The following is a 20,607-nucleotide window of genomic DNA, read 5'->3' as shown; positions in this document are numbered from 1 at the left end:
CTCATTATGTTAAAAAGAGAGAAAATAAAAAGTAAGAAAGTCATTATTGTTCTTTTCTAAAGGTGAAATGAGAGCAAAACGAAAAAAGAAAAAACAAAAAAACTACACAAGCCGCTAACAGCGATCTGTGTAGTTTCGCTCACTCATTTTCATATTCTTCCAGTTCGATGCTTAGATCTTCCCATTCTGAAAGTTTTGCTTCTTGTGTTTTTCTTGCTTCTTCTAATGCCTGGTTCAATTCATTCAGTCGTACATGATCATCCAAATTTTCCGGTAAAATCATTTGTTTTTCGAGATCAGCTAGTTCCTCATCTAATTTAGTCAACTGTTCTTCTACCTGAGTGACTTTCCGTTGCAAGCTACGAATCAGTTTTTGCTGTTCTTTGCTTTGGAAATAATTTTTTTTGTTTGAATTGACCTCGACGGCTGCTGGTGTTTTTTCTGCTAATAATTCCGCAATTTCTTCTTCCTCTTGTTTCTTTTCTAAGTAATAATCGTAATCACCTAAATACATTTTACTGCCATTCTCAGAAAGTTCGATGACTTTTGTGGCGATACGATTAATGAAATAGCGGTCATGTGAAACGAATAATAGTGTGCCATCATAATCGATCAGTGCATTTTCCAGAACTTCTTTGTTATCGATATCTAAATGGTTGGTTGGTTCATCTAAGATCAAAAAGTTTTCTTGATTCATGGCTAGTTTTGCTAATGCTACTCTGGCTTTTTCTCCACCACTTAAAAGAGGGATTGTTTTTTCGACATCTTCCCCAGAGAACAAGAATGCGCCTAATACACTGCGGATCTCTTTTTCTGGAGTTGTTGGATGTTCATCCCATAACTCAGCTAGGATCGTTTTATTGGTATGAAGTTCCGCTTGTCCTTGATCATAGTAACCGATTGTGACATTTGTTCCTAAATGTTCTTTTCCTCGGATAAATGGTAGTTGATGGATGATCGATTTTAACAACGTTGATTTCCCGATTCCATTCGGTCCGACTAACGCAATCGCTTCTTGTCGACGAATATCTAAATTGATTGGTTCAGATAAGATTTCGCCATCGTAACCGATTGCGGCATCTTCAACTTGTAAAACAACATTTCCAGAAGGTTTAGCGGCACTAAAAAGAAAATGTGCTTGTTTTTCGTCTCCTTGTGGGCGATCCAAGCGATCCATCTTTTCTAATGCTTTTCTACGACTTTGCGCGCGTTTAGTGGTAGAAGCACGGACTAAGTTACGTGCAACAAAGTCTTCGAGTTTTTGGATCTCGGTTTGTTGTTTCTCATAAGCTTTCCATTCCGTAGCTAGTTGTTCTGCTTTTACATCAAGGTATTTGGAATAATTGCCTTTATAATGCCGCATTTTTTTGCGACTTAGTTCATAGACTTCTGTGACGACTTTGTCCAAGAAATAGCGGTCATGGGAAACAATTAGCAGTGCCCCAGTATAACTTTGCAGATAACTTTCCAACCAAGAAAGTGTTTCAATATCTAAATGGTTGGTTGGTTCATCCAGAATCAAAATATCTGGGTGTTGTAATAGCATTCTGGCTAATGCAAGCCGAGTACGTTGACCACCGGATAAGGTATCGATTGTTTGATCATAAAAAGAGGGATCAAATTTAAAGCCGTGTAAGACTGAGCGTATCTCGTTTTCATAACCATACCCATTTTTATCCGAAAAATCATGCTGTAATTTGTCATACTCTTTCAAAAATGATTCGTAAGCAGGGGTATCAGGCGTACCTTCGCTGATGAAAAGTTCTAGTTCACGCATTCTGTTTTCCATTTTACAAACACTGTCGAAGGCTTTTAGCATCTCATTCCAGACAGTTTCTGTGGAATCTAAACCGGTATCTTGGGCAAGATAGCCTAGAGTAGCGGCTTTATTTTTAGCAATTGTTCCTTCATCTGGGCTTTCTATACCAGCAAGGATTTTTAACAAGGTCGATTTTCCAGCACCATTTCTACCAACTAAGGCAATTCTAGCGTTTGTGCTGATTTCAAGATGGATATTTTCAAATAAAATCTCCGCACCAAAATGGCGAGCAATCTGATTGGCTTGTAATAGTATCATGGAATCCTCTTTTCTACTTTGTGAATTCACTAAGAATGAAATCTCGTTTTCATCTAGTAGTCTACCACAAATTCTTTTATACTGCGAGGTTCCAAGAAATGATAAGAAAATGAACAAAGAATAAAATTTCACAATATGTAAGCAATGGAATTGATTTTTTCCTATATATACTGCTATGATGGATAAATCAAAGTAAACTTAAAAAATAGTGGGGGTAATTAAGTGAAAGATCATATCATCCCAAAGGCAACAGCTAAGCGCTTGCCTTTGTATTACCGGTATTTAAGAATTCTAAATAACGCTGGTAAGAAAAAAGTGTCATCAACTGAATTAAGCGAGGCCGTACAAGTCGACAGCGCAACGATTCGTCGCGACTTTTCCTATTTTGGGGAATTGGGAAAACGCGGGTATGGCTACGATGTTGAAGATTTAATGCATTTCTTTGCAAAGACCTTAAATGACGATCAGTTAACGAATGTTGCATTGATCGGAGTCGGTAACTTAGGAAGTGCACTTTTGAAATATAAATTCCATCAAAGTAATAGTATCCGTGTGAGCTGTGCTTTTGACGTCAATGAAGATATCGTTGGACGAATCGTAGATGGCATCCCAGTTTATCCAATGGAAGATATGTCAGAACAAATCAAGATCCAACAAATAGAAGTAGCTATCTTGACGATTCCCGCTGAAAGAGCTCAAGATGTGGTCAATCGTTTAACGGAGGCTGGAATCAAAGGGATTTTGAACTTTACATCAGCACGGTTGAATGCACCAACTGATGTTTTGATCCAAAACGTTGATCTGACAAATGAATTACAAACATTGATCTATTTTCTCCATTCGGATGCTTCTTTACATGGGACAGAAGAGAGCGAGTAACCGTGTTTGTTGCATGAAAAATCAATGATGGTATCAATAAGAAAGAAGTTTTTGAAACAGACGATGTTTCAAAAATCTCTTTCTTATTTTTATGAAGTTGGTAAGACAGGTATAATATATATTATGAAATAAGTAGAGTACTTTAGAACATTTCTTTTTCTTGTAACCGAACAAAAGTTCTTATATACTATTCATAGGGGTGAGAGCGATGGAATTACAATTTCCTTTACATAATGATACATCAAGAAAAATCATTCATATCGACATGGATGCTTTTTTTGCCTCCGTCGAAGAACGTGACCATCCTGAGTTTCGCGGACATCCCTTAGTAATTGCTCGACACCCCAGTGATACAGGAGGAAGAGGGGTGGTGACAACGGCAAACTATGAGGCGAGAAAGTATGGTATCCATTCAGCGATGAGTGCGCAAAAAGCATATGAATTATGCCCACAAGCAATTTTTAAACCAGGTGATCATCATAAATACAGTGAAATCTCTAAGATCGTACGTGAAATCTTCTATCGTTACACAGATGTTGTGGAGCCAGTCAGTATCGATGAAGCATACTTAGATGTAACGAATAACAAAATCAACTGTAAATCTGCAATCAAAATTGCTCGTTTGATTCAAAAAGATATTTGGAAAGCTGTCCATCTAACTTGTTCTGCCGGGGTAAGCTATAATAAATTTTTAGCAAAATTAGCCTCCGATTTTCAAAAACCAAGAGGCATTACAGTAGTTGCACCACAAGATGCTGTTTTATTTTTAAAAGCATTACCAATTGAAAAGTTTCATGGTGTGGGAAAAAAGACTGTACCAAAAATGCATGAATTAGGTATTTTTACGGGAGCAGATCTTTATGAATGTACAGAAATGATGTTGATCAGAAACTTTGGTAAGATGGGATATTCACTTTATCGAAAGGTTAGGGGGATACACGATTCTCCTGTCAATGTGACAAGAGAGAGAAAATCAGTCGGGAAAGAGCATACGTATGGGCAGCCTTTGCAGACAGAAGAAGCAGTTTTAGCTCAACTTCGACAATTATCTGAGAACGTGGAAGAAGCGTTGAAACGGGTTCAAAAGCACGGAAAAACAGTTGTGTTAAAAGTACGCTATACAGATTATTCTACTACTACGAAACGAGTGACATTGCCTGAATATATTTACAAAAAAGAAGCACTTTTTTACCAAGCTAGTCTCATCTGGGAAGAAATTCTTGGTGTAGAGAAGGGGATTCGTTTATTAGGGATCACCTTGACTAATTTAGATCCGATGACTTATGAAAACATTGTCTTACCATTATGGGAGACAAAGGAATAAACAAAAGCATTTTTTCTAGTTATGACTTTAAGCTAGGTGAAAATTGAAATGGCTTTAAGGAATTAGGATATGATATACTTCAGAGGTAGAAAAGTGAAAAGATGGTGGCTAGTCTCTTGAAAAAGGGGTGATGCCTATGGTTCATCGCTTTATCCCTAGAAGGGAGTAAGCAAGTGTCAACTTTTGAAGCAATTCAACTGATGATCGCTTTTGCGACATTGGTTTTGCTGATCATTGACTCTAAAGACCAAAAAAAATAACCATCTAACACTTTGACCAGTTATAGATGGTTAAAACCTTATATGACAGTCACCGTCTTTTTAACGGTTCTGCATTGGGGCTATGTTCGCGCATAGCTCCTTTTCTTTATATTAGCTGATATTATTCATTAGTGCAAGTATAGTATCCATATGAACAGAATGATTTGTATGGTTTGAGGTACAAAAATTGTTGCTAGGTGATGTTTGAACAGGGGTTCTTATGCTGTTAAGGCTATTTTACAGGTTTAATTCAATTTTTCTTCTGGTTGTAACTTAAGCTAAGTAGAATTTGAATGGCTTTGGAAAATTAGGATATGGTATACTTCAGAGGTAGAAAAGTGAAAAGATGGTGGCTAGTCTCTTGAAAAAGGGGTGATGCCTATGGTTCATCGCTTTATCCCTAGAAGGGAGTAAGTAAGTGTCAACTTTTGAAGCAATTCAACTGATGATCGCTTTTGCGACATTGGTTTTGCTGATCATTGACTCTAAAGACCAAAAAAAATAACCATCTAATTCGCTTTGGCAGGCTTTAGATGGTTAAAATCCTATTACTGTCACCGTCTTTTTAACGGTTCTGCATTGGGGCTATGTTCACGCATAGCTCCTTTATCGTCTTAAGTATAGCAAAATAAATTTAAATCTGCAAATACTGAAGAATCTTGAAGCCTTTTTCGATTGCCTAGCATAACACTTTACACTCACTATAGATATAATAATACGCCAAATTAAGGAAGTCTTTCCATTTAAGGTCTGTAACTAGAGGTTTTTAAACACAAAAAAACCATTCGTATGAACGAATGGTTACAATTGATAAGGCTAAATCAAGTCTTGTTTTTTGATTTGTTCGTAGGTTTCAGTTGCATCAGTACATTTTTCCCAAATAACTACCTGATTCTCAGCTAAAGAGCGTTGAACATCGATGATACGTTGGTTACTGCTTCCACGAAATTGTAATTTTAAATCTCGTTTGCTGATCTCAAAACGACCATCCACTAAAATATCGATTTTTGACAAGAGCTCCAACTTGTCATCTGAATCTTGCAATAGTTCATCAAAAGTATAGCCAGTCCATGACCAGATATCTTTTGTATGGCCAAATTCCTGACGGATACGATCAACGACTTGCAGGCATACATCCGTGTTTAAAAATGGTTCGCCACCTAATAAGGTCAGTCCTTGAACATAATCGTGACGTAAATCGTCCATGATTTGCTCTTCAAGTTCTTTAGTGAAGGGAGTGCCATAGCGGAAATTTTGGGCGGCTTTATTGAAGCAACCTTCACAAGCAAATAAACATCCACTAACATAAAGGCTATTTCTTACGCCCTCACCATCCACAAAATTAAATGGTTTGTAATCTGCAATATAGTTCTGGCTGTAATCTTGTGCCAGCCATTCTTTAGGTTTAGGATTTCGCATATAAATACTTCTTTCTAATATAAGGTTATGAAAGCCCCCGCTTTGCACCATTCAGATAAGAATAGACCGAGCAAAATAGCTTTTCATATTTTGATGAGGTATAGACTTATCTGAAAAGGTGTAGGGGATTGAATACCGTCAAATAAGGTTATGAAAGCCCCGCTTTGCACCATTCGGAAATAGACCGCGAAGTGTGTTGCTCAAGTTATCGGAAACAACGGATTGACGAGAGTCGTACGCATACAATAAGTAAGGCGAGGTTGGGGCAGAAGGTTTTACCCTGAGAAAGTAAGAAGAGATTCACGAAAATTTTTTTAAAACTTTTTATGCATTTCAGCTTATTTGCCAAAGGCGTTGTTTCTGCACTCGCCGCTTATTCATGTTTAGAGCGTGAGACAAAATTATTTCTTTTGACCCACGCTCTTTCTTTACAAATATAAACTGCTTATTTCATATGTTTTACGCGAGAAGAAATTTCCTTGTGACGTCCATGAACCATTGGACGTGCTTGAGGATTTCCTAAATAACCACATGTTCTTTTTACAACATCACATGTTTTAGGATCATGATTCCCACACTCAGGACATTCAAAGCCGCGTTCTGTTGGTTTAAAGTCACCTTCGAAACCACAGTTGTAACAATGATCGATTGGTGTATTTGTTCCTAGATAGCCGATTTTGTCATAAGCATAGTCCCAGACAGCTTCCAAGGCTTTAGGATTTTGCTGAAGCATTGGATATTCGCAATAATGGATGAAACCACCTGAACAATATTGAGGATAATCTTTTTCAAAATCAAGTTTTTCAAAAGGTGTTGGATTCTTTCTAACGTCATAATGGAAACTATTTGTGTAATATTCTTTGTCAGTAATATTTTCGACCAAACCGAATTTTTCTGTATCTAAACGGCAGAAGCGGTCAGTCAAACTTTCACTTGGAGTAGAATAGACACTAAAATGATAACCGTATTCATCGCCCCATGAATCAGCTTTTGCTTTCAATTCTTTGACGATGTCAAGAGTGAAGTTTTTTGCTTCTGGATTTGTTTCCCATTCGCCACCATAGAATGCAGAGGCAACTTCGTACAATCCGATATAGCCTAATGAAACAGTAGCACGACGATTTTTGAATAACTCATCAACTGCATCTGTTCTTGAAAGGCGTTTGCCAAAGGCTCCATACATGTAAAGGATAGGGGCGTTTGCAGGGATTGCTTCTTTACAACGATCTACGCGGTAAACTAAGGCATCTTTCATAATTGCCAAACGATCGGCCAAAATCTGCCAGAACTTTTCTTGATCTCCTTTTGCTTCCATCGCAATACGAGGTAAGTTTAAAGTAACCACGCCTAAATTCATTCTTCCTACATTGACTTCTTGACCATTTTCATCTTTCCATCCTTGTAAAAATGAGCGACAACCCATGGGTACTTTGAAGCTGCCAGTTAATTCAACGATTTTATCGTAGTTCAAAATATCAGGATACATCCGTTTTGTCGCACATTCTAATGCTAACTGTTTGATGTCATAATTAGGATCAGTTGGGTTTAGATTGATGCCATCTTTTAAAGTAAAAATCAATTTAGGGAAGATTGCTGTTCGTTTTTCGCTACCTAATCCATTGATTCTAATTTGTAAGATTGCTTTTTGGATTTCTCGTTCAAACCAATTTTTACCTAAACCAAAACCAAGAGAAGTAAATGGTGTTTGACCATTTGATGTAAACAGTGTATTGATTTCATATTCCAAGCTTTGCATTGCATCAAAAATGTCTTTTTTGGTTTTTGCTTTTGCGTATTCTTTTTGACGTTCGGGTGATTCGATCCATTCTTCGGCATCTTTTAAATGTTTGCTGTAATTTAGTTCAGCGAATGGAGCAAGCAATTCGTCTATTCGGTCAGCAGAACAACCACCGTATTGGCTAGAAGCAACATTTGCAATGATTTGTGAAATTTGTGCTGTAGCAGTTTGAATCGATTTTGGTGATTCTACTTCGGCATTACCGATCTTGAATCCATTGTTCAACATCCCTTTAAAGTCGATCAAGCAACAGTTTGTCATAGGCGTATATGGATGATAATCTAAATCGTGGTAATGGATATCTCCTTTTTGATGCGCATTTGCAATGTGAGGAGGTAACATTTTTAGTCCGATTGATTTTCCTACGATCCCTGCCGTTAGATCACGTTGCGTATTGAACACGTTACTATCTTTATTGGCATTTTCATTGACCACAGTTTGGTCTTTATTGATCAATTTTTCGATTGAAAAGTTGATATCAGTAGCTTTGCTTCTTGCAAAGTCACGTTTTGTACGATAATTGATATATTCTTCAGCTAACTCATATTCGTTCTTTTCTAATAAGATATGTTCAACGATATTTTGAATTTCATATATTTTAACATTGTCAGTGAAGCGATTTTTGATTTCTTGAACAACAAGATCAACGATTGTTTGGATTTTTTCATAAGTCAGTGGAGATAAGGAGCCGTGAATTTTCTTTTCTGCTTTGATTAAAGCTTCATTGATTTTTTTGTCATCGAAATCCACACGTCGGCCATCTCGCTTGATGATCGTGATATTCATGGACTCAGTGGTACCCGAATTTGTGTTTTTCTCTTTGTATTCTACGTTCATATTCTTCAACTCCTGCTAAATTCTTCTTGTCTATCATAAAACAAAATTCAGCTGTGAGCAACTAAATACTTGCTACATATAGTATGCAAATGGTTGTATATTTGAATGTCTATACTATATATTGTGTATATTTCTTTGTGAAAAGAAGTGAAAACGTAAAGTTATAGCATTTTAAAATCAAAGATCAGCGTGCAGTGAATAAAATAAATGAATAAAAAAATTTTAAATTTTTGTTTTCTGCGTATGAAGTGACAAAAACTAAAGAGAAAAAAAACTGAGGGTGTGCTACTATGCAAGTAAGACAAGTGCAGGGGGAAATACAATGGATAAGATGATCGAAGTTAGACACTTAAGTAAAAGTTATGGAAATAAACTTTCATCTGTAAAAGTTCTTGATAATATCTCCTTTTCAGTTGAAGAAGGAGAATTTGTCGGTATCATGGGACCAAGTGGTGCAGGCAAAACAACTCTATTGAATATTTTAGCGACTATCAGTTTGCCAACGATGGGAAGTGTTAAGATACAAGGAAATGAGATCACTAAAATGAAAAGCAACGAATTAAGTGATTTTCGCCGAAAAAAATTAGGCTTTATTTTCCAAGAATTCAATCTTGTGGATACTTTGAATGCAAAGGACAATATTTTACTTCCTTTAGCTGTGGAACGGATATCGAAAGTAGAAATGGAACGTAGAGTCTTGCATGCAGCACAGCTATTAAATATTGAAGAAATACTGAAACGTTATCCTGATGAATTGTCGGTTGGCCAGCGTCAAAGAATTGCTGCTGCAAGAGCACTTGTCGTTCATCCTCAGGTTATTTTTGCCGATGAACCAACAGGCTCACTAGATTCTAAGTCAGCCACTGAGCTATTGAACTATCTTAATACGATCAATCAAGTCGAAAAATCAACGATTCTATTAGTGACGCATGACCCGTACACCGCAAGCTATTGTAACCGAATTTTGTTTATCAAAGATGGAGTTATTTTCTCAGAAGTTGTTCGCAGAGGTTCAAGAAATGAATTTTTTGAACGTGTCATTGATATGCAAGCAACGATTGGAGGGGGTGGTAAGGTAAATGCTTTATAAGTTGGCTGCTAAAAGCTTTATGCGACAGTCACGAGGATATCTGGTTTATTTTTTCAGTTTAGTCTTAGCAACGATGATCTATTATTCTTTTAGCGCGATGACTTATGATAAATCATTGATTAGACGGACAAGCCAAGATTTTTCAATCGATGCTTTTTTTAATATTGGAAGCTGGATCATCATCATTGTTTTGTTCTTTTTTGTCATTAGTGCCAATCGTTTTTTTCTCAATCGAAGGCAAAAAGAATTTGGCATCTATCAATTATTTGGTATCAAAAAACGCCAAGTTGCAGTTATCTATGTTCTAGAAACAATGACAATGGGGTTGTTTGCTTGTATAACAGGTGTTGGTTTAGGTATCGTTTTTTCTAAATTATTCTCTATGATCTTGATACGAATGATGAAAATGACGATCAAAAGTCTCTTTTTTGTTTCATTTCCATCAATCGTTGAAACTGTTCTGATCCTTTTGTTACTGTTATCGTCCGTTTCACTCTATTCCTTATGGAAAATATGGCGTTACCCCCGTTTCCGCTCATTCGGTAAAAAAGAGCACACAGAGAGTTCAAAATTACGAATCCGTACACGGCATCGGCTGCTGGGCTTTCTTGGTCTACTGCTTATTTCTAGTGGCTATTTTTTTGCAGTCCATTATCGAGAGTTTATTACCAAAAATTTAGCTGCAACAGGAACTTTTCATTTTGCGATTTTTTTGACACTTTTGATTATTTCTTTTTGCGTGGTCGGTACCTATCTCTTTTTCTGTTATTCTTTTCGCCTGATCTTGAATTTATTCAATCGTTCTGCTGTCAAATATAAAGGAATCAACTTTTTGCTGATTGGAAATACGCAGATCCATTTGCAAAAAAGTTGGCGGATCAATTCACTGATTACATTGGTTATAGCTATTTCACTATCAATGATTGGCGCGATCATGAGTATTTCCACGATCACTGCACGAACGGTCGATATTGCTAATCCAGTTTCTTATCAATTAGAGCCTGAGCTGGCGGAAAAAATCCGGCCGATATTATCTGATGGAAAGCAAAAGATCACAGATGAAATCACTTTGAACTATAAAGTGATCGGGGGCATCAATAATATTGATGATTTAGGTGACGTTGAGGAGTCAAAGGTATTTAAATTAGTGAATTTGATTTCAGAAAAAGAGTATAATGCCTTTCGCAGAATCAATCCTAAAATGCCTAAGGTTTCGTTGACTTCTGATGAGAGCACTGTCTTACTGGATAGTACACTAGATTTATTTAAAAACTTTTCACTGTATGGTTCCACGATCTATCTCCCTGAGGTGAAGTTAGACATCCAGGCAAAAATGGTTAATTTCTTAGGTGATAGTGATGTGAATTATTTAGGCCCCACCTTGGTCGTGAGTGACAAAGTATTTACAGAAGCAAAAGGGGTCCATTATCAGCTCCTTAATTGGAATGTTCAAGGTGGAGATAATGAGCAAATCACAGAACGGTTAACGAAAGAAGTTACTACTACGTGGGACAAAACTGTTTACTACGATTATGATATAAAAGGAGACCAATTAGTCGGTCATATTGAGTCAAAGAAAATCCCTGAAAATATGGATAAAAATAAAGAAAATAATTATTTTTCGGAGGGTAGCCGTCTGAATTTTGTGGCACGTTATCCTGCCGTACGCTGGGCAGATCGAATTATCGGGATCATCACGTTTTTGGCTATTTTTCTCGGAATGATCGTGATCGTGACAACCGGCAGTATGCTGATGGTGCGATTATTAGCTGAAGCAGAAGAAGAGAAAAGTAATTATCAGTTGTTGACGAAAATTGGAATTGCTCAAAAAAGAACAAATCGGATGATTTTTAAGCAAAATGCCATCATGTTTTTCCCGCCAATGATTTTGGGAATCATGCACACGATATTTGCTGTCAATGTGTTTTCTCAGTTTATAGCGACCGCTAGTTATTGGCTGCCATATCTCATCTGTGGTTTTCTGATCATCATTTATCTACTATTTTATTACATTACGAGTCGACTATATTGTCGAATCATTGAAGAATAATAAGTAGAAGCTGGTATTCCAGTTGAATAAAAAAACAAGTAACCACGAAAATCATGTCCATGATTCGTGGTTGCTTGTTTTTTTTGTGAGTGGCTGAAGCAAGTTTGATGAATAGGAAAGTGTGATAGTTTCATTAGATTGATTATTTTTTAATCGTGTATCTAACTTGTGACAAAACTGTTAGCGAGAAAACGCTTTCTGTTAGCGGAACAAATGTTGCTTTTTTCCAAAAGTGGGTAAACTTGTTTTGAGGTTTTAATTGGAGGGAAACAGGAGGGATTTCAAATGAAGAAATGGCGGAGTAATCCTCGGTTCAGGTATTGGGGTACCTTTGTTCTGCGAACACTTTTTTATAGCGCGATACTCTTTGTATTGATTTACTTATACCATTATAAAAATATTCAAGGTGGATCGTTTATTTATAACGAATTTTAGGAGGAAGACGATGAAAAGTAAAACGGTTGTTGAATCCATCGATTGGTTTGGACGTGAAGAACCCGATCGAGTCGCATATCAATCTGATGACGCAAGATATACTTTTGGTGAACTAAAGAAAAAATCAGATGCATTAGCAAATTATTTAGTGAAGAATGTAGTTGGCAATGATCCAATCGTTGTATTTGGAAATTTAGAGTTCGAGATGATTGTTTCATTTATCGGTGCTGTGAAAGCCGGACACGCATATCTTCCTATTGAAGAGCACACGCCGAAAGAACGCATAGAAACGATTCTTCGGGTGGCTCAGCCTTCTATGATCATCAGTGTTGGGGATTGGAAAATCGATTCTACAGATATCCCTGTTATTTCTAAAACTGAACTGAATTCAATCACTAAAGAAGATGTGGCTATTGAACCAAACTTGATGGTAAAAGGGGATGAAACTTTCTACATTATTTTCACTTCTGGAACGACCGGTGAACCTAAAGGGGTACAAATAAGCCAAGATAATTTATATAGTTTTGTTCAATGGACGTTAGACGATTTTCAAATCAGTGAAGGAATGCGTTTTTTAGCACAGGCACCTTTTTCATTTGATTTATCAGTTTTTTCGATCTATCCCGCACTTGTTTCAGGTGGGGCTTTGAAGCCGCTAGAAAAAGCAGTCATTAAAGATTTCAAGCAATTATTTTCAACTTTAGCTCATTTAGCTATCGATGTGTGGGTCTCTACTCCTTCGTTTATGGATATTTGTTTGATGGAACCAACTTTCGATGAGCAGCATGTACCAGATTTATCGGTTTTCTTATTCTGTGGAGAAGAATTAACCAAAAAAACGGCACAAGAATTACTCACTCGCTTTCCTCATGCGTATATCTACAATACGTATGGACCAACAGAAGCCACTGTAGCCATCTCAGGTGTGCAGATCACTCAAGAGGTACTAGATCAATATGAACGATTGCCAATAGGATACATCAAATCGGACACTCGTGTTCTGATTGCTAGTGAAGGAGAATACGTTTCTGATGATCAAACGGGCGAGATCATTATTTCAGGACCTAGTGTTTCAAAAGGATATCTAAATAATCCGAAAAAAACAGAAGCTGCTTTTTTCAACTATGACGGTCAACCAAGCTATCACACAGGAGATGCGGGAAGATTGACGAAGGAAGGTCTACTCTTTTATGAAGGACGAATTGATCAACAGGTCAAGCTCCATGGCTATCGGATCGAATTAGGTGATATCGAGCATTACCTATTAAAGGATCAACGTGTCAAACAAGCAGTTGTCGTCCCTAAATATCAAGGAACAAAAGTACAGCAACTTGTTGCATTTGTGGTGTTGGAAAAAACAGCAGGACAACCAAACTTTCAATTAACAAAAGCAATCAAAGCGGAGTTAGCAAAAACATTGATGGATTATATGATTCCCCAAAGAATGAATTATGTTGATCTGTTGCCGCAAACAGTCAATGGGAAAATCGATCGAAAAAGACTGATTGCTGAGGTGAATCCGCAATGAATTTTCCACATATGATCCCGTATGCTGAACCGTATTATTTCTTATTTTTAGTCATTGGACTAATACCGATTGTTTTATCATTGCTGATTCGTGGTAAACGTTTATCCATTTATCAAACACTTATTACGCTGGTTTTTCTATTTATCAGTTTTGGTGGTGTTTATTGGCAACAAGGTGTAGCGTTGATTGCTTATGTCATCTGGCAAACATTTCTTGTCTGGGCATATTTTTCTTATCGTCAAAGAAAGAATCAAGGTGGCTGGTTTTATCTAGCCGTATTACTGGCTATTTTTCCTTTGTTTTTGACAAAAGTTACACCATTTGTTGAACATGGTAAGTCATCATTATTTGCTTTTTTAGGGATTTCTTATCTGACATTCAAATCTGTACAAATGATCATGGAAATGAGAGATGGAGCAATCAAAAGCTATCACCCTTTACGCTATATCCAGTTTCTCCTCTTTTTACCAACGATTTCTTCTGGACCAATCGATCGTTACAGAAGATTTGAAAAAGATCAATTGGAGCCACCTGTACCAGATAAATATGTCGATATGTTGGGAAAAGGTGTTCAAAATATTTTTGTAGGCTTCTTATATAAATTTATTATCGGACACTATTTTGGACAAGTACTCTTACCAATTGTATCAAAAGTAGCATTGCATGATGGTGGCATTTCGTGGGCACTTGTAGGCTATACTTATGTATACAGTATGTATCTGTTCTTTGACTTTGCCGGTTATAGTCTGTTTGCTGTCGGTACAAGTTACTTAATGGGTTATGACACACCGATAAACTTCAATAAGCCATTTTTATCTTGGAACATCAAAGAATTTTGGAATCGTTGGCATATGACATTGTCATTCTGGTTTAGAGACTATGTCTACATGCGATTGATGTTTTTCTTAATGAAGAAAAAATGGTTCAAAAGTAGAATCGTCACATCGAATATCGGCTACTTTGGACTGTTTTTATTGATGGGAGTCTGGCATGGATTGACGTGGTACTATATTGTCTATGGCATATACCATGCAGGGTTGATTTGTGTAACAGATGCCTGGTTGAGGTTCAAGAAAAAACACAAACAAAAGATACCGTCAAATCGATTTACTCATGCATTCGCAGTCTTTATGACTTTCCAAGCTGTCTGCTTTAGCTTTTTGATTTTTTCAGGTTTCTTGGATCAGCTTTTCTTTAGATAACAGTAAAGTGAAATGATTGTGTTTATCAAAAAAAATATAGAAAAATATGAAGGAGCGATTTTATCATGGAAGAACAAGTTTTGACAATTTTAGAAGAAATAACAGGAACAGATGAAGTAAAAGAAAATAGAGATATCGATTTATTTGGGGAAGGCTTACTTGACTCTCTGGCTTCGGTCCAGCTGTTAGTAGAACTAGAAGGGCAATTAGATGTACAAGTACCTGTTTCAGAATTTGACCGCGACAATTGGGGGACACCAAATAAAATTATTGCGCAAGTGCAAGAATTGAAGGGATAATGATGAAGAAGAAACTATTCGCTATTTTCGGTCCGATCCTTTTGGCTTTTGGATTAATAGCACTCTTTTTCACTTCTTCTTATCGTGTGAATTTAAATGATCCTACCCTCATAAAAAAAGCATCTACGTCAATGGCTGAGAATGTTTTAAAAGGGGATGCCATTAAGAATGAGGCGTTATCGGAAAAACAATATGTTCCCTTTTTTGGATCAAGTGAATTAAGTAGGATTAGTCCATTCCATCCATCGGTATTAGCTGAAAAATACCAACGAAATTATCGGCCGTTTTTATTAGGGGCACCTGGTACACAATCCTTGAGTCAATATATGATGATGCGTTCAGCCGGGGATGACTTGAAACACAAAAAAGTAGTATTCATTATTTCACCTCAATGGTTCGTAAAAGAGGGTGTAAAAGACGACTATTTTAATACGTATTTCTCAGAACTCCAAACATTTGATTGGTTGTTCTCATTGAAAAAGATCACACCAACTGATCGCTATTTAGCAAGACGTCTGTTACATTTTTCTAAAGTAAAAGAGGATGAGGCACTGACAGAGGTGTTAAAAACGATTAAAGCAGGTGAGTTACCAGCGGAAGACAAAATCGATCAATTCCAAAATAAATGGAACTTGCTGAAAAGGGAAGATGAGCTTTTTAGTAATATTGGTTTGAGCAATCAACAAGCGAAGATAGATCATGAAACAAAGGCTCTGCCAAACTCTTACCAAGAAGATTCTTTGGCAAACTTAGCTGAAAAAATTGGAAGAGCGGATACGACGAATAATCCTTTTGAACTAAAAAATGATTTTTATACACATCGGATAAAAAAATATGTTGACCGACTAAAAGACTCACAAACGCATTGGGATTACCGCTTTTCTCCAGAATTTTCAGATTTCCAATTAGTTTTGCAGCAGTTAGCGGAAGATCATGCGGAAGTTTTATTCATTATCCCTCCTGTTAACCAAAAGTGGAGTGATTACACAGGATTATCACAACAGATGATCCAAAAATTTGCCAAAAAAATCAAATTTCAGTTGAATACTCAAGGGTTTCATCGAATTGCTGACTTCACTCACCAAGCGAACCAACCTTATTTTATGGAAGATACGATCCATTTAGGTTGGAAAGGCTGGTTAGCAGCAGATCAGCACATCCAGCCATTTTTAGAAAATGACCAGTCAACAAGCCATTATCAGTTAGACGATTCATTTTATAGTAAGGCGTGGCAAAAGCAATCCCCAGATCAACTGAAGGATGTACAAGTAAAACAGCAGTAAGTTGCGCTGTCTGAAACAATAAGAATGAACTACAAAAAGTAATGCTTGTTGTCTCGGTCTAAAGGAATTGAAAAAAATAGTAAATCCTTTCTCTCAACTGTGGAATAGAACTAAACGACGGGAACAGAAATAACTTCTTTGAACGAAACAAAAATCCTCAAAATTTGAAATTTTTTCGTGGATTTTTGTTTATTCCTTGAAGTTGAATATTTCTGTTCCGGTCGTGTTTCTCTGTTTTTCTTTATAGAAAAACAGAGAAACTAAAAAGTCCACATAATAAATGGTATAATCTTGATATCAATAGTTGAAATGGGGGAAATTGATTTTGGACAAAAAAGAAGAGAAATTACTGATTGATCTAACTTCAGCCAAAGGAGTACCTGGAAATGAAGAAGAGGTCAGAAAAGTTTATAAAAACTATGCCAAAGAATTTGCAGATGATATTTTTTATGATGGATTAGGAAGTATTATTGCCAAACATGGCGCTGGTGGAGGTCCCAAGGTATTCATCTCTGGTCACATGGATGAAGTCGGATTCATGGTCACAAAAATCACGTATAAAGGATTTTTAGAATTTCAAACATTAGGGGGCTGGTGGGGGCAAGTCATGCTGGCTCAACAAGTAGAAATCAAAACGCAAGAAGGAAAAGTCATCCATGGCGTGATTGGTTCAAAACCACCTCATGTCTTGACTCCAGAAGTTCGGAACAAGCCTTATGATATCAAAGACATGTTCATTGATATTGGTGCAACTAGCGCAGCAGAGGCAAAAGAATGGGGAATCCGCCCGGGAGACATGGTTACTCCTTACATTGAATATAAACGTTTGAATGGTGGGAAATTTCTGTTAGCCAAAGCTTGGGACAATCGGATCGGAACGGCTGTTTCGTTACGCGTTCTTGAAAATTTGGCAAAAGAAAATCATCCGAATGTGTTGTTTGCCGGTAGTGACGTACAAGAAGAAGTTGGATTGCGTGGCGCTCGTACAAGCACGCATTTAGTAAATCCTGATATTGCCTTTGCTTTAGACACAGGGACAGCTGGTGATACTCCAGGAATGACACCGAAAGAAGCAGATTCTATCTTAGGAAAAGGACCACAGATTCTGATCTTTGATGCTTCAATGATCCCACATAAAAAATTACTGAACTTTGTAATTGGTGTAGCTGAAGAAATGGACATACCTTTCCAATATACTGTGATCACAGGTGGAGGAACGGATGCTGGGCAAATGCATTTAACGAGAGATGGGGTACCATCTGTTGCAATCACTGTCCCTGTTCGATACTTACACTCACATACATCGGTTATCCATGAAGATGATTATCTAAATACAGTGAAGCTAGTCACAGAAGTGGTCAAACGATTGGATAGCGAAACTGTTGAAAAAATTCGGAGTTATGAATAATGAAAGATAGCTTAACTATTTCAGAATATCGCAAAAAAGCGCGCATCTCACTTGAACATCAATGGGGGATGAATGCGTGGCTGATTTTTCTTTCCATGTTTCTCGTAGGATTAATCCAAGCATTTTTTGAAGGAGCTTTCTCAATAAATGATTCGCAGCATCAAATACTTCGTTTTTTACTTGAAAATCTCCTTCTGTTTGCTTTCTCATACGCTTTGTACTATATTGCTTTAGTCGTTGTACGTGGAGGTAGAGCAAAGTCTAATCTGTTATTCGTTGTCTTCCAAAAAGAATATTTTGGACCGATTTTAGTCATCAATCTGATCAATGTAGCCATTAACTGGCTGATCAATGCGTTGGTTTTATTACCTGGTCTATTGGTTGGTGGAGTCAGTTCATATACAAAGTTACTTTTCAATGCAAATTCTGTTGCTCCAAGTATTGTGTCAGGCGACTTATTTGATGTCAGTTTTGTTTTGTTGACTGTGATCATGGTCTTTGTTTCTTTAGTTGTCATGAGTATCATTGGTGGTCTATTTCAATTTGCTGCTTGGACAAAATTCGATTATCCAGAGCTTTCGATCATCCAATGTCTTAAATATGCCTGGTATCTATTAAAAGATCGCTTGGTCAAGTATATTTTATTGCAGCTTTCATTTATTGGCTGGTATATCTTGGGTGCTTTAGCCTTATTCATTGGATTACTATGGGTAATTGCTTACGTCAATGTAACGATTGCTGGATTTTATGAACAAGCGAGAATCGAGAAGAAAGATCCAACCGACTATTTTTCACTAGAAGCTAGAATATAGCCCAAAAAGTTTTGGTTATGTTAGGATAAAAAGTTGAGGGGGAATCACTCATGAAATTAACAGTTTTAGGGTGTTTAGGCGCCTATCCATATAAGAATCAGGGAACAACAAGTTATCTGCTGCAATCAGACGGCTTCAATCTTTTGATCGATGCAGGAAGTGCAACACTGGTCAAGTTGGAAGAACAGCTTGATCCGTTAGCATTAGATGCAGTGATTTTGAGTCATTATCATCATGATCACATTGCAGATTTAGGTGTGCTGCAATATTATTGGCAATTGCATCCAGAAAAAGATCCTGAGGCAATTTTGCCAATCTATGGTCATACAAAAGATACGACTCATTTCGAGGAATTGACATTACCAAATGTGACTGAAGGACGACCTTATTTTGAAGCAGAAGAATTAAAAGTAGGACCATTTACGATTACTTTTATGGAAACGATCCATCCAGTCGTATGCTACGCGATGCGAATCGTAGAGGAAAAAACCGGCAAGATATTTGTGTTTACAGGAGATTCTGGTTATTTAGAAAGCTTTGCTGAATTTGCGAAAGACGCGGATCTTTTTTTAGCGGACACGTATCTATTTGCAGGAAATGAACGTCATAAAGCACACTTTACTTCAAAAGAGGCAGGCGAATTGTCTAGAGCAGCTGAGGTCAAAAAACTAGTTTTGACTCATTTGCCACAATTTGGTGATTTGGCACAGTTGAAAAATGAGGCACAAGAGGCCGCTGGAGCTAAGATCGAAGTGGAACTTGCCGCAGTAGATAAAGTATTTAACATCTAGGAGGAAAATGAAAATGATTTTTGTACCTAATGAGAACCACGACCCACGGATCAATTTAGCGATTGAACAGTTTTTATTACAAGAAATGCCTATAGATGAACCAATTTTACTTTTTTATATTAATGAACCCTCGATCATCATTGGAAGAAATCAAAATACGATCGAAGAAATCAACCGAGAGTACGTAGATGAACATGGGATACATGTCGTTCGTCGACTTAGTGGTGGCGGTGCGGTGTATCATGACTTTGGTAATTTGAATTTTAGTTTTATCATGCCGGATGATGGCGATTCTTTTCGTGATTTTGCCAAAGTAACCAAACCGATTATTCAAGCTTTGCATGAACTAGGTGTAGCAGGAGCTGAATTAAAGGGACGGAATGACTTGGTGATCGATGGTATGAAATTCTCTGGTAATGCAATGTATGCAACGAATGGACGAATGTTCGCCCATGGAACGATCATGTTTGATTCTGATATCAACGAAGTAGTCAATGCGTTGAAAGTCAAGAAAGATAAGATCGAATCAAAAGGGATAAAATCTATTCGTTCCCGTGTGACGAACATCAAACCATTTCTTCCAAAAGAAAAACAAGAGATGACTACAGAAGAATTCCGTGAAGAAATTTTATTGAAGATCTTTGGTGTTCCATCAGTGGATCAAGTGAAAACTTATCAACTGACAGAAGAAGACTGGACAAAAATCAATGAAATCTCTGACCAGTATTATCGTAATTGGGATTGGAATTATGGAAAATCACCCGATTTCAATTTCTCTCGGCAACATCGTTTTCCAATTGGCTCTATCGAAGTCCATTTGAATGTCTCCAATGGTTTGATCCATGATGTTAAGATTTTTGGTGATTTCTTTGGATTAGGGGATATCAAGGATGTCGAGCAAATGCTAGTAGGCCAACGCTATGAAAAAGAAACATTGAAAAAAGTAGTAGAACAGATTGATATCAAAAAATATTTTGGCGCAATCGAACCAGAAGATTTACTTTCACTTTTGTATTGATCAAGTGAAACAACCAGGTTCTATTATTTTCTAGAACTACATCAAAGAGGTCTAGATAAAAGTCGTTTAGATTTGAGAAATTGGATAGAAAAACGGG

The 20,607-nt window shown here is 37.0% G+C and carries 18 protein-coding genes; 15 read left to right on the top strand and 3 right to left on the bottom strand.

Annotated features, from left to right (window positions below; all coding sequences use genetic code 11):
• Window positions 1-139: 139 nt before the first annotated feature.
• Entirely contained in the window at window positions 140-2,077 is a 1,938-nt protein-coding gene (locus ED2_RS06205; protein ID WP_016177053.1) for an ABC-F family ATP-binding cassette domain-containing protein, read from the bottom strand.
• 222 nt (window positions 2,078-2,299) lie between these two features.
• On the opposite strand from ED2_RS06205, the gene ED2_RS06200 reads away from it, so the two are divergent.
• From ED2_RS06200 to ED2_RS16350, 4 genes are all read left to right on the top strand, one after another.
• Window positions 2,300-2,956: a redox-sensing transcriptional repressor Rex gene (locus ED2_RS06200; RefSeq protein WP_005878084.1), complete on the top strand. Its 657-nt coding sequence runs from the start codon at window positions 2,300-2,302 to the stop codon at window positions 2,954-2,956.
• 208 nt (window positions 2,957-3,164) lie between these two features.
• On the top strand, window positions 3,165-4,280 hold the full coding sequence (dinB, locus tag ED2_RS06195) for a DNA polymerase IV (RefSeq protein WP_016177054.1): 1,116 nt from the start codon (window positions 3,165-3,167) through the stop codon (window positions 4,278-4,280).
• A 173-nt stretch (window positions 4,281-4,453) separates the two neighbouring features.
• Window positions 4,454-4,540 (top strand): putative holin-like toxin, encoded by an 87-nt coding sequence (locus ED2_RS16355; protein ID WP_016177055.1) that lies wholly within the window; start codon window positions 4,454-4,456, stop codon window positions 4,538-4,540.
• 418 nt (window positions 4,541-4,958) lie between these two features.
• The gene (locus tag ED2_RS16350; protein WP_016177055.1) at window positions 4,959-5,045 is read left to right on the top strand and encodes a putative holin-like toxin; all 87 of its coding nucleotides are present in this window, start codon (window positions 4,959-4,961) and stop codon (window positions 5,043-5,045) included.
• A gap of 311 nt (window positions 5,046-5,356) precedes the next feature.
• On the opposite strand, the gene nrdG is transcribed toward ED2_RS16350, so the two are convergent.
• Together nrdG and nrdD are read right to left on the bottom strand one after the other, a co-directional pair.
• Window positions 5,357-5,959, bottom strand: coding sequence for an anaerobic ribonucleoside-triphosphate reductase activating protein (gene nrdG, locus ED2_RS06190; RefSeq protein ID WP_005878087.1), 603 nt, complete (start codon window positions 5,957-5,959; stop codon window positions 5,357-5,359).
• A 445-nt stretch (window positions 5,960-6,404) separates the two neighbouring features.
• Entirely contained in the window at window positions 6,405-8,594 is a 2,190-nt protein-coding gene (nrdD, locus tag ED2_RS06185) for an anaerobic ribonucleoside-triphosphate reductase (RefSeq protein WP_005878089.1), read from the bottom strand.
• A 322-nt stretch (window positions 8,595-8,916) separates the two neighbouring features.
• Between nrdD and ED2_RS06180 the strand changes: the two genes are divergently transcribed.
• The 11 genes from ED2_RS06180 to lplA all read left to right on the top strand — a co-directional run bounded on the left by ED2_RS06180 (window position 8,917) and on the right by lplA (window position 20,510).
• Window positions 8,917-9,684: an ABC transporter ATP-binding protein gene (locus ED2_RS06180; RefSeq protein WP_005878090.1), complete on the top strand. Its 768-nt coding sequence runs from the start codon at window positions 8,917-8,919 to the stop codon at window positions 9,682-9,684.
• A complete protein-coding gene (locus ED2_RS06175; protein WP_016177056.1) occupies window positions 9,674-11,734 on the top strand; it encodes an FtsX-like permease family protein in 2,061 nt (686 codons plus the stop codon). Before ED2_RS06180 ends, ED2_RS06175 begins: the two co-directional genes overlap by 11 nt.
• Before the next feature lie 285 nt (window positions 11,735-12,019).
• Window positions 12,020-12,169 (top strand): teichoic acid D-Ala incorporation-associated protein DltX, encoded by a 150-nt coding sequence (locus tag ED2_RS06170; protein WP_005881136.1) that lies wholly within the window; start codon window positions 12,020-12,022, stop codon window positions 12,167-12,169.
• A gap of 10 nt (window positions 12,170-12,179) precedes the next feature.
• Window positions 12,180-13,697: a D-alanine--poly(phosphoribitol) ligase subunit DltA gene (dltA, locus tag ED2_RS06165; protein ID WP_060789725.1), complete on the top strand. Its 1,518-nt coding sequence runs from the start codon at window positions 12,180-12,182 to the stop codon at window positions 13,695-13,697.
• On the top strand, window positions 13,694-14,899 hold the full coding sequence (gene dltB, locus ED2_RS06160; RefSeq protein ID WP_016177058.1) for a D-alanyl-lipoteichoic acid biosynthesis protein DltB: 1,206 nt from the start codon (window positions 13,694-13,696) through the stop codon (window positions 14,897-14,899). Before dltA ends, dltB begins: the two co-directional genes overlap by 4 nt.
• Window positions 14,900-14,964: 65 nt before the next feature.
• Complete coding sequence (dltC, locus tag ED2_RS06155) at window positions 14,965-15,198, top strand: D-alanine--poly(phosphoribitol) ligase subunit DltC (protein WP_005881129.1); 234 nt, start codon at window positions 14,965-14,967, stop codon at window positions 15,196-15,198.
• A 2-nt stretch (window positions 15,199-15,200) separates the two neighbouring features.
• A complete protein-coding gene (gene dltD / locus ED2_RS06150) occupies window positions 15,201-16,481 on the top strand; it encodes a D-alanyl-lipoteichoic acid biosynthesis protein DltD (RefSeq protein ID WP_025481365.1) in 1,281 nt (426 codons plus the stop codon).
• A gap of 325 nt (window positions 16,482-16,806) precedes the next feature.
• A complete protein-coding gene (locus ED2_RS06145; protein WP_060789724.1) occupies window positions 16,807-17,889 on the top strand; it encodes a M42 family metallopeptidase in 1,083 nt (360 codons plus the stop codon).
• Complete coding sequence (locus ED2_RS06140) at window positions 17,889-18,701, top strand: DUF975 family protein (protein WP_005881123.1); 813 nt, start codon at window positions 17,889-17,891, stop codon at window positions 18,699-18,701. The genes ED2_RS06145 and ED2_RS06140 overlap by 1 nt, the downstream gene beginning before the upstream one ends.
• Window positions 18,702-18,751: 50 nt before the next feature.
• Window positions 18,752-19,492, top strand: coding sequence for an MBL fold metallo-hydrolase (locus ED2_RS06135; protein ID WP_005881120.1), 741 nt, complete (start codon window positions 18,752-18,754; stop codon window positions 19,490-19,492).
• Between the two features lie 13 nt (window positions 19,493-19,505).
• Window positions 19,506-20,510 (top strand): lipoate--protein ligase, encoded by a 1,005-nt coding sequence (gene lplA, locus ED2_RS06130; RefSeq protein WP_005881118.1) that lies wholly within the window; start codon window positions 19,506-19,508, stop codon window positions 20,508-20,510.
• Window positions 20,511-20,607: the final 97 nt, after the last annotated feature.

Origin of the sequence: Enterococcus durans NBRC 100479 = LMG 10746, from assembly GCF_001544215.1 — a bacterium.
In the GTDB taxonomy this organism is placed as follows: Bacteria; Bacillota; Bacilli; order Lactobacillales; family Enterococcaceae; genus Enterococcus_B; species Enterococcus_B durans.
The sequence above is the reverse complement of the archived record's forward strand: the minus strand, read 5'-3'. Positions and strand labels throughout refer to the sequence as shown.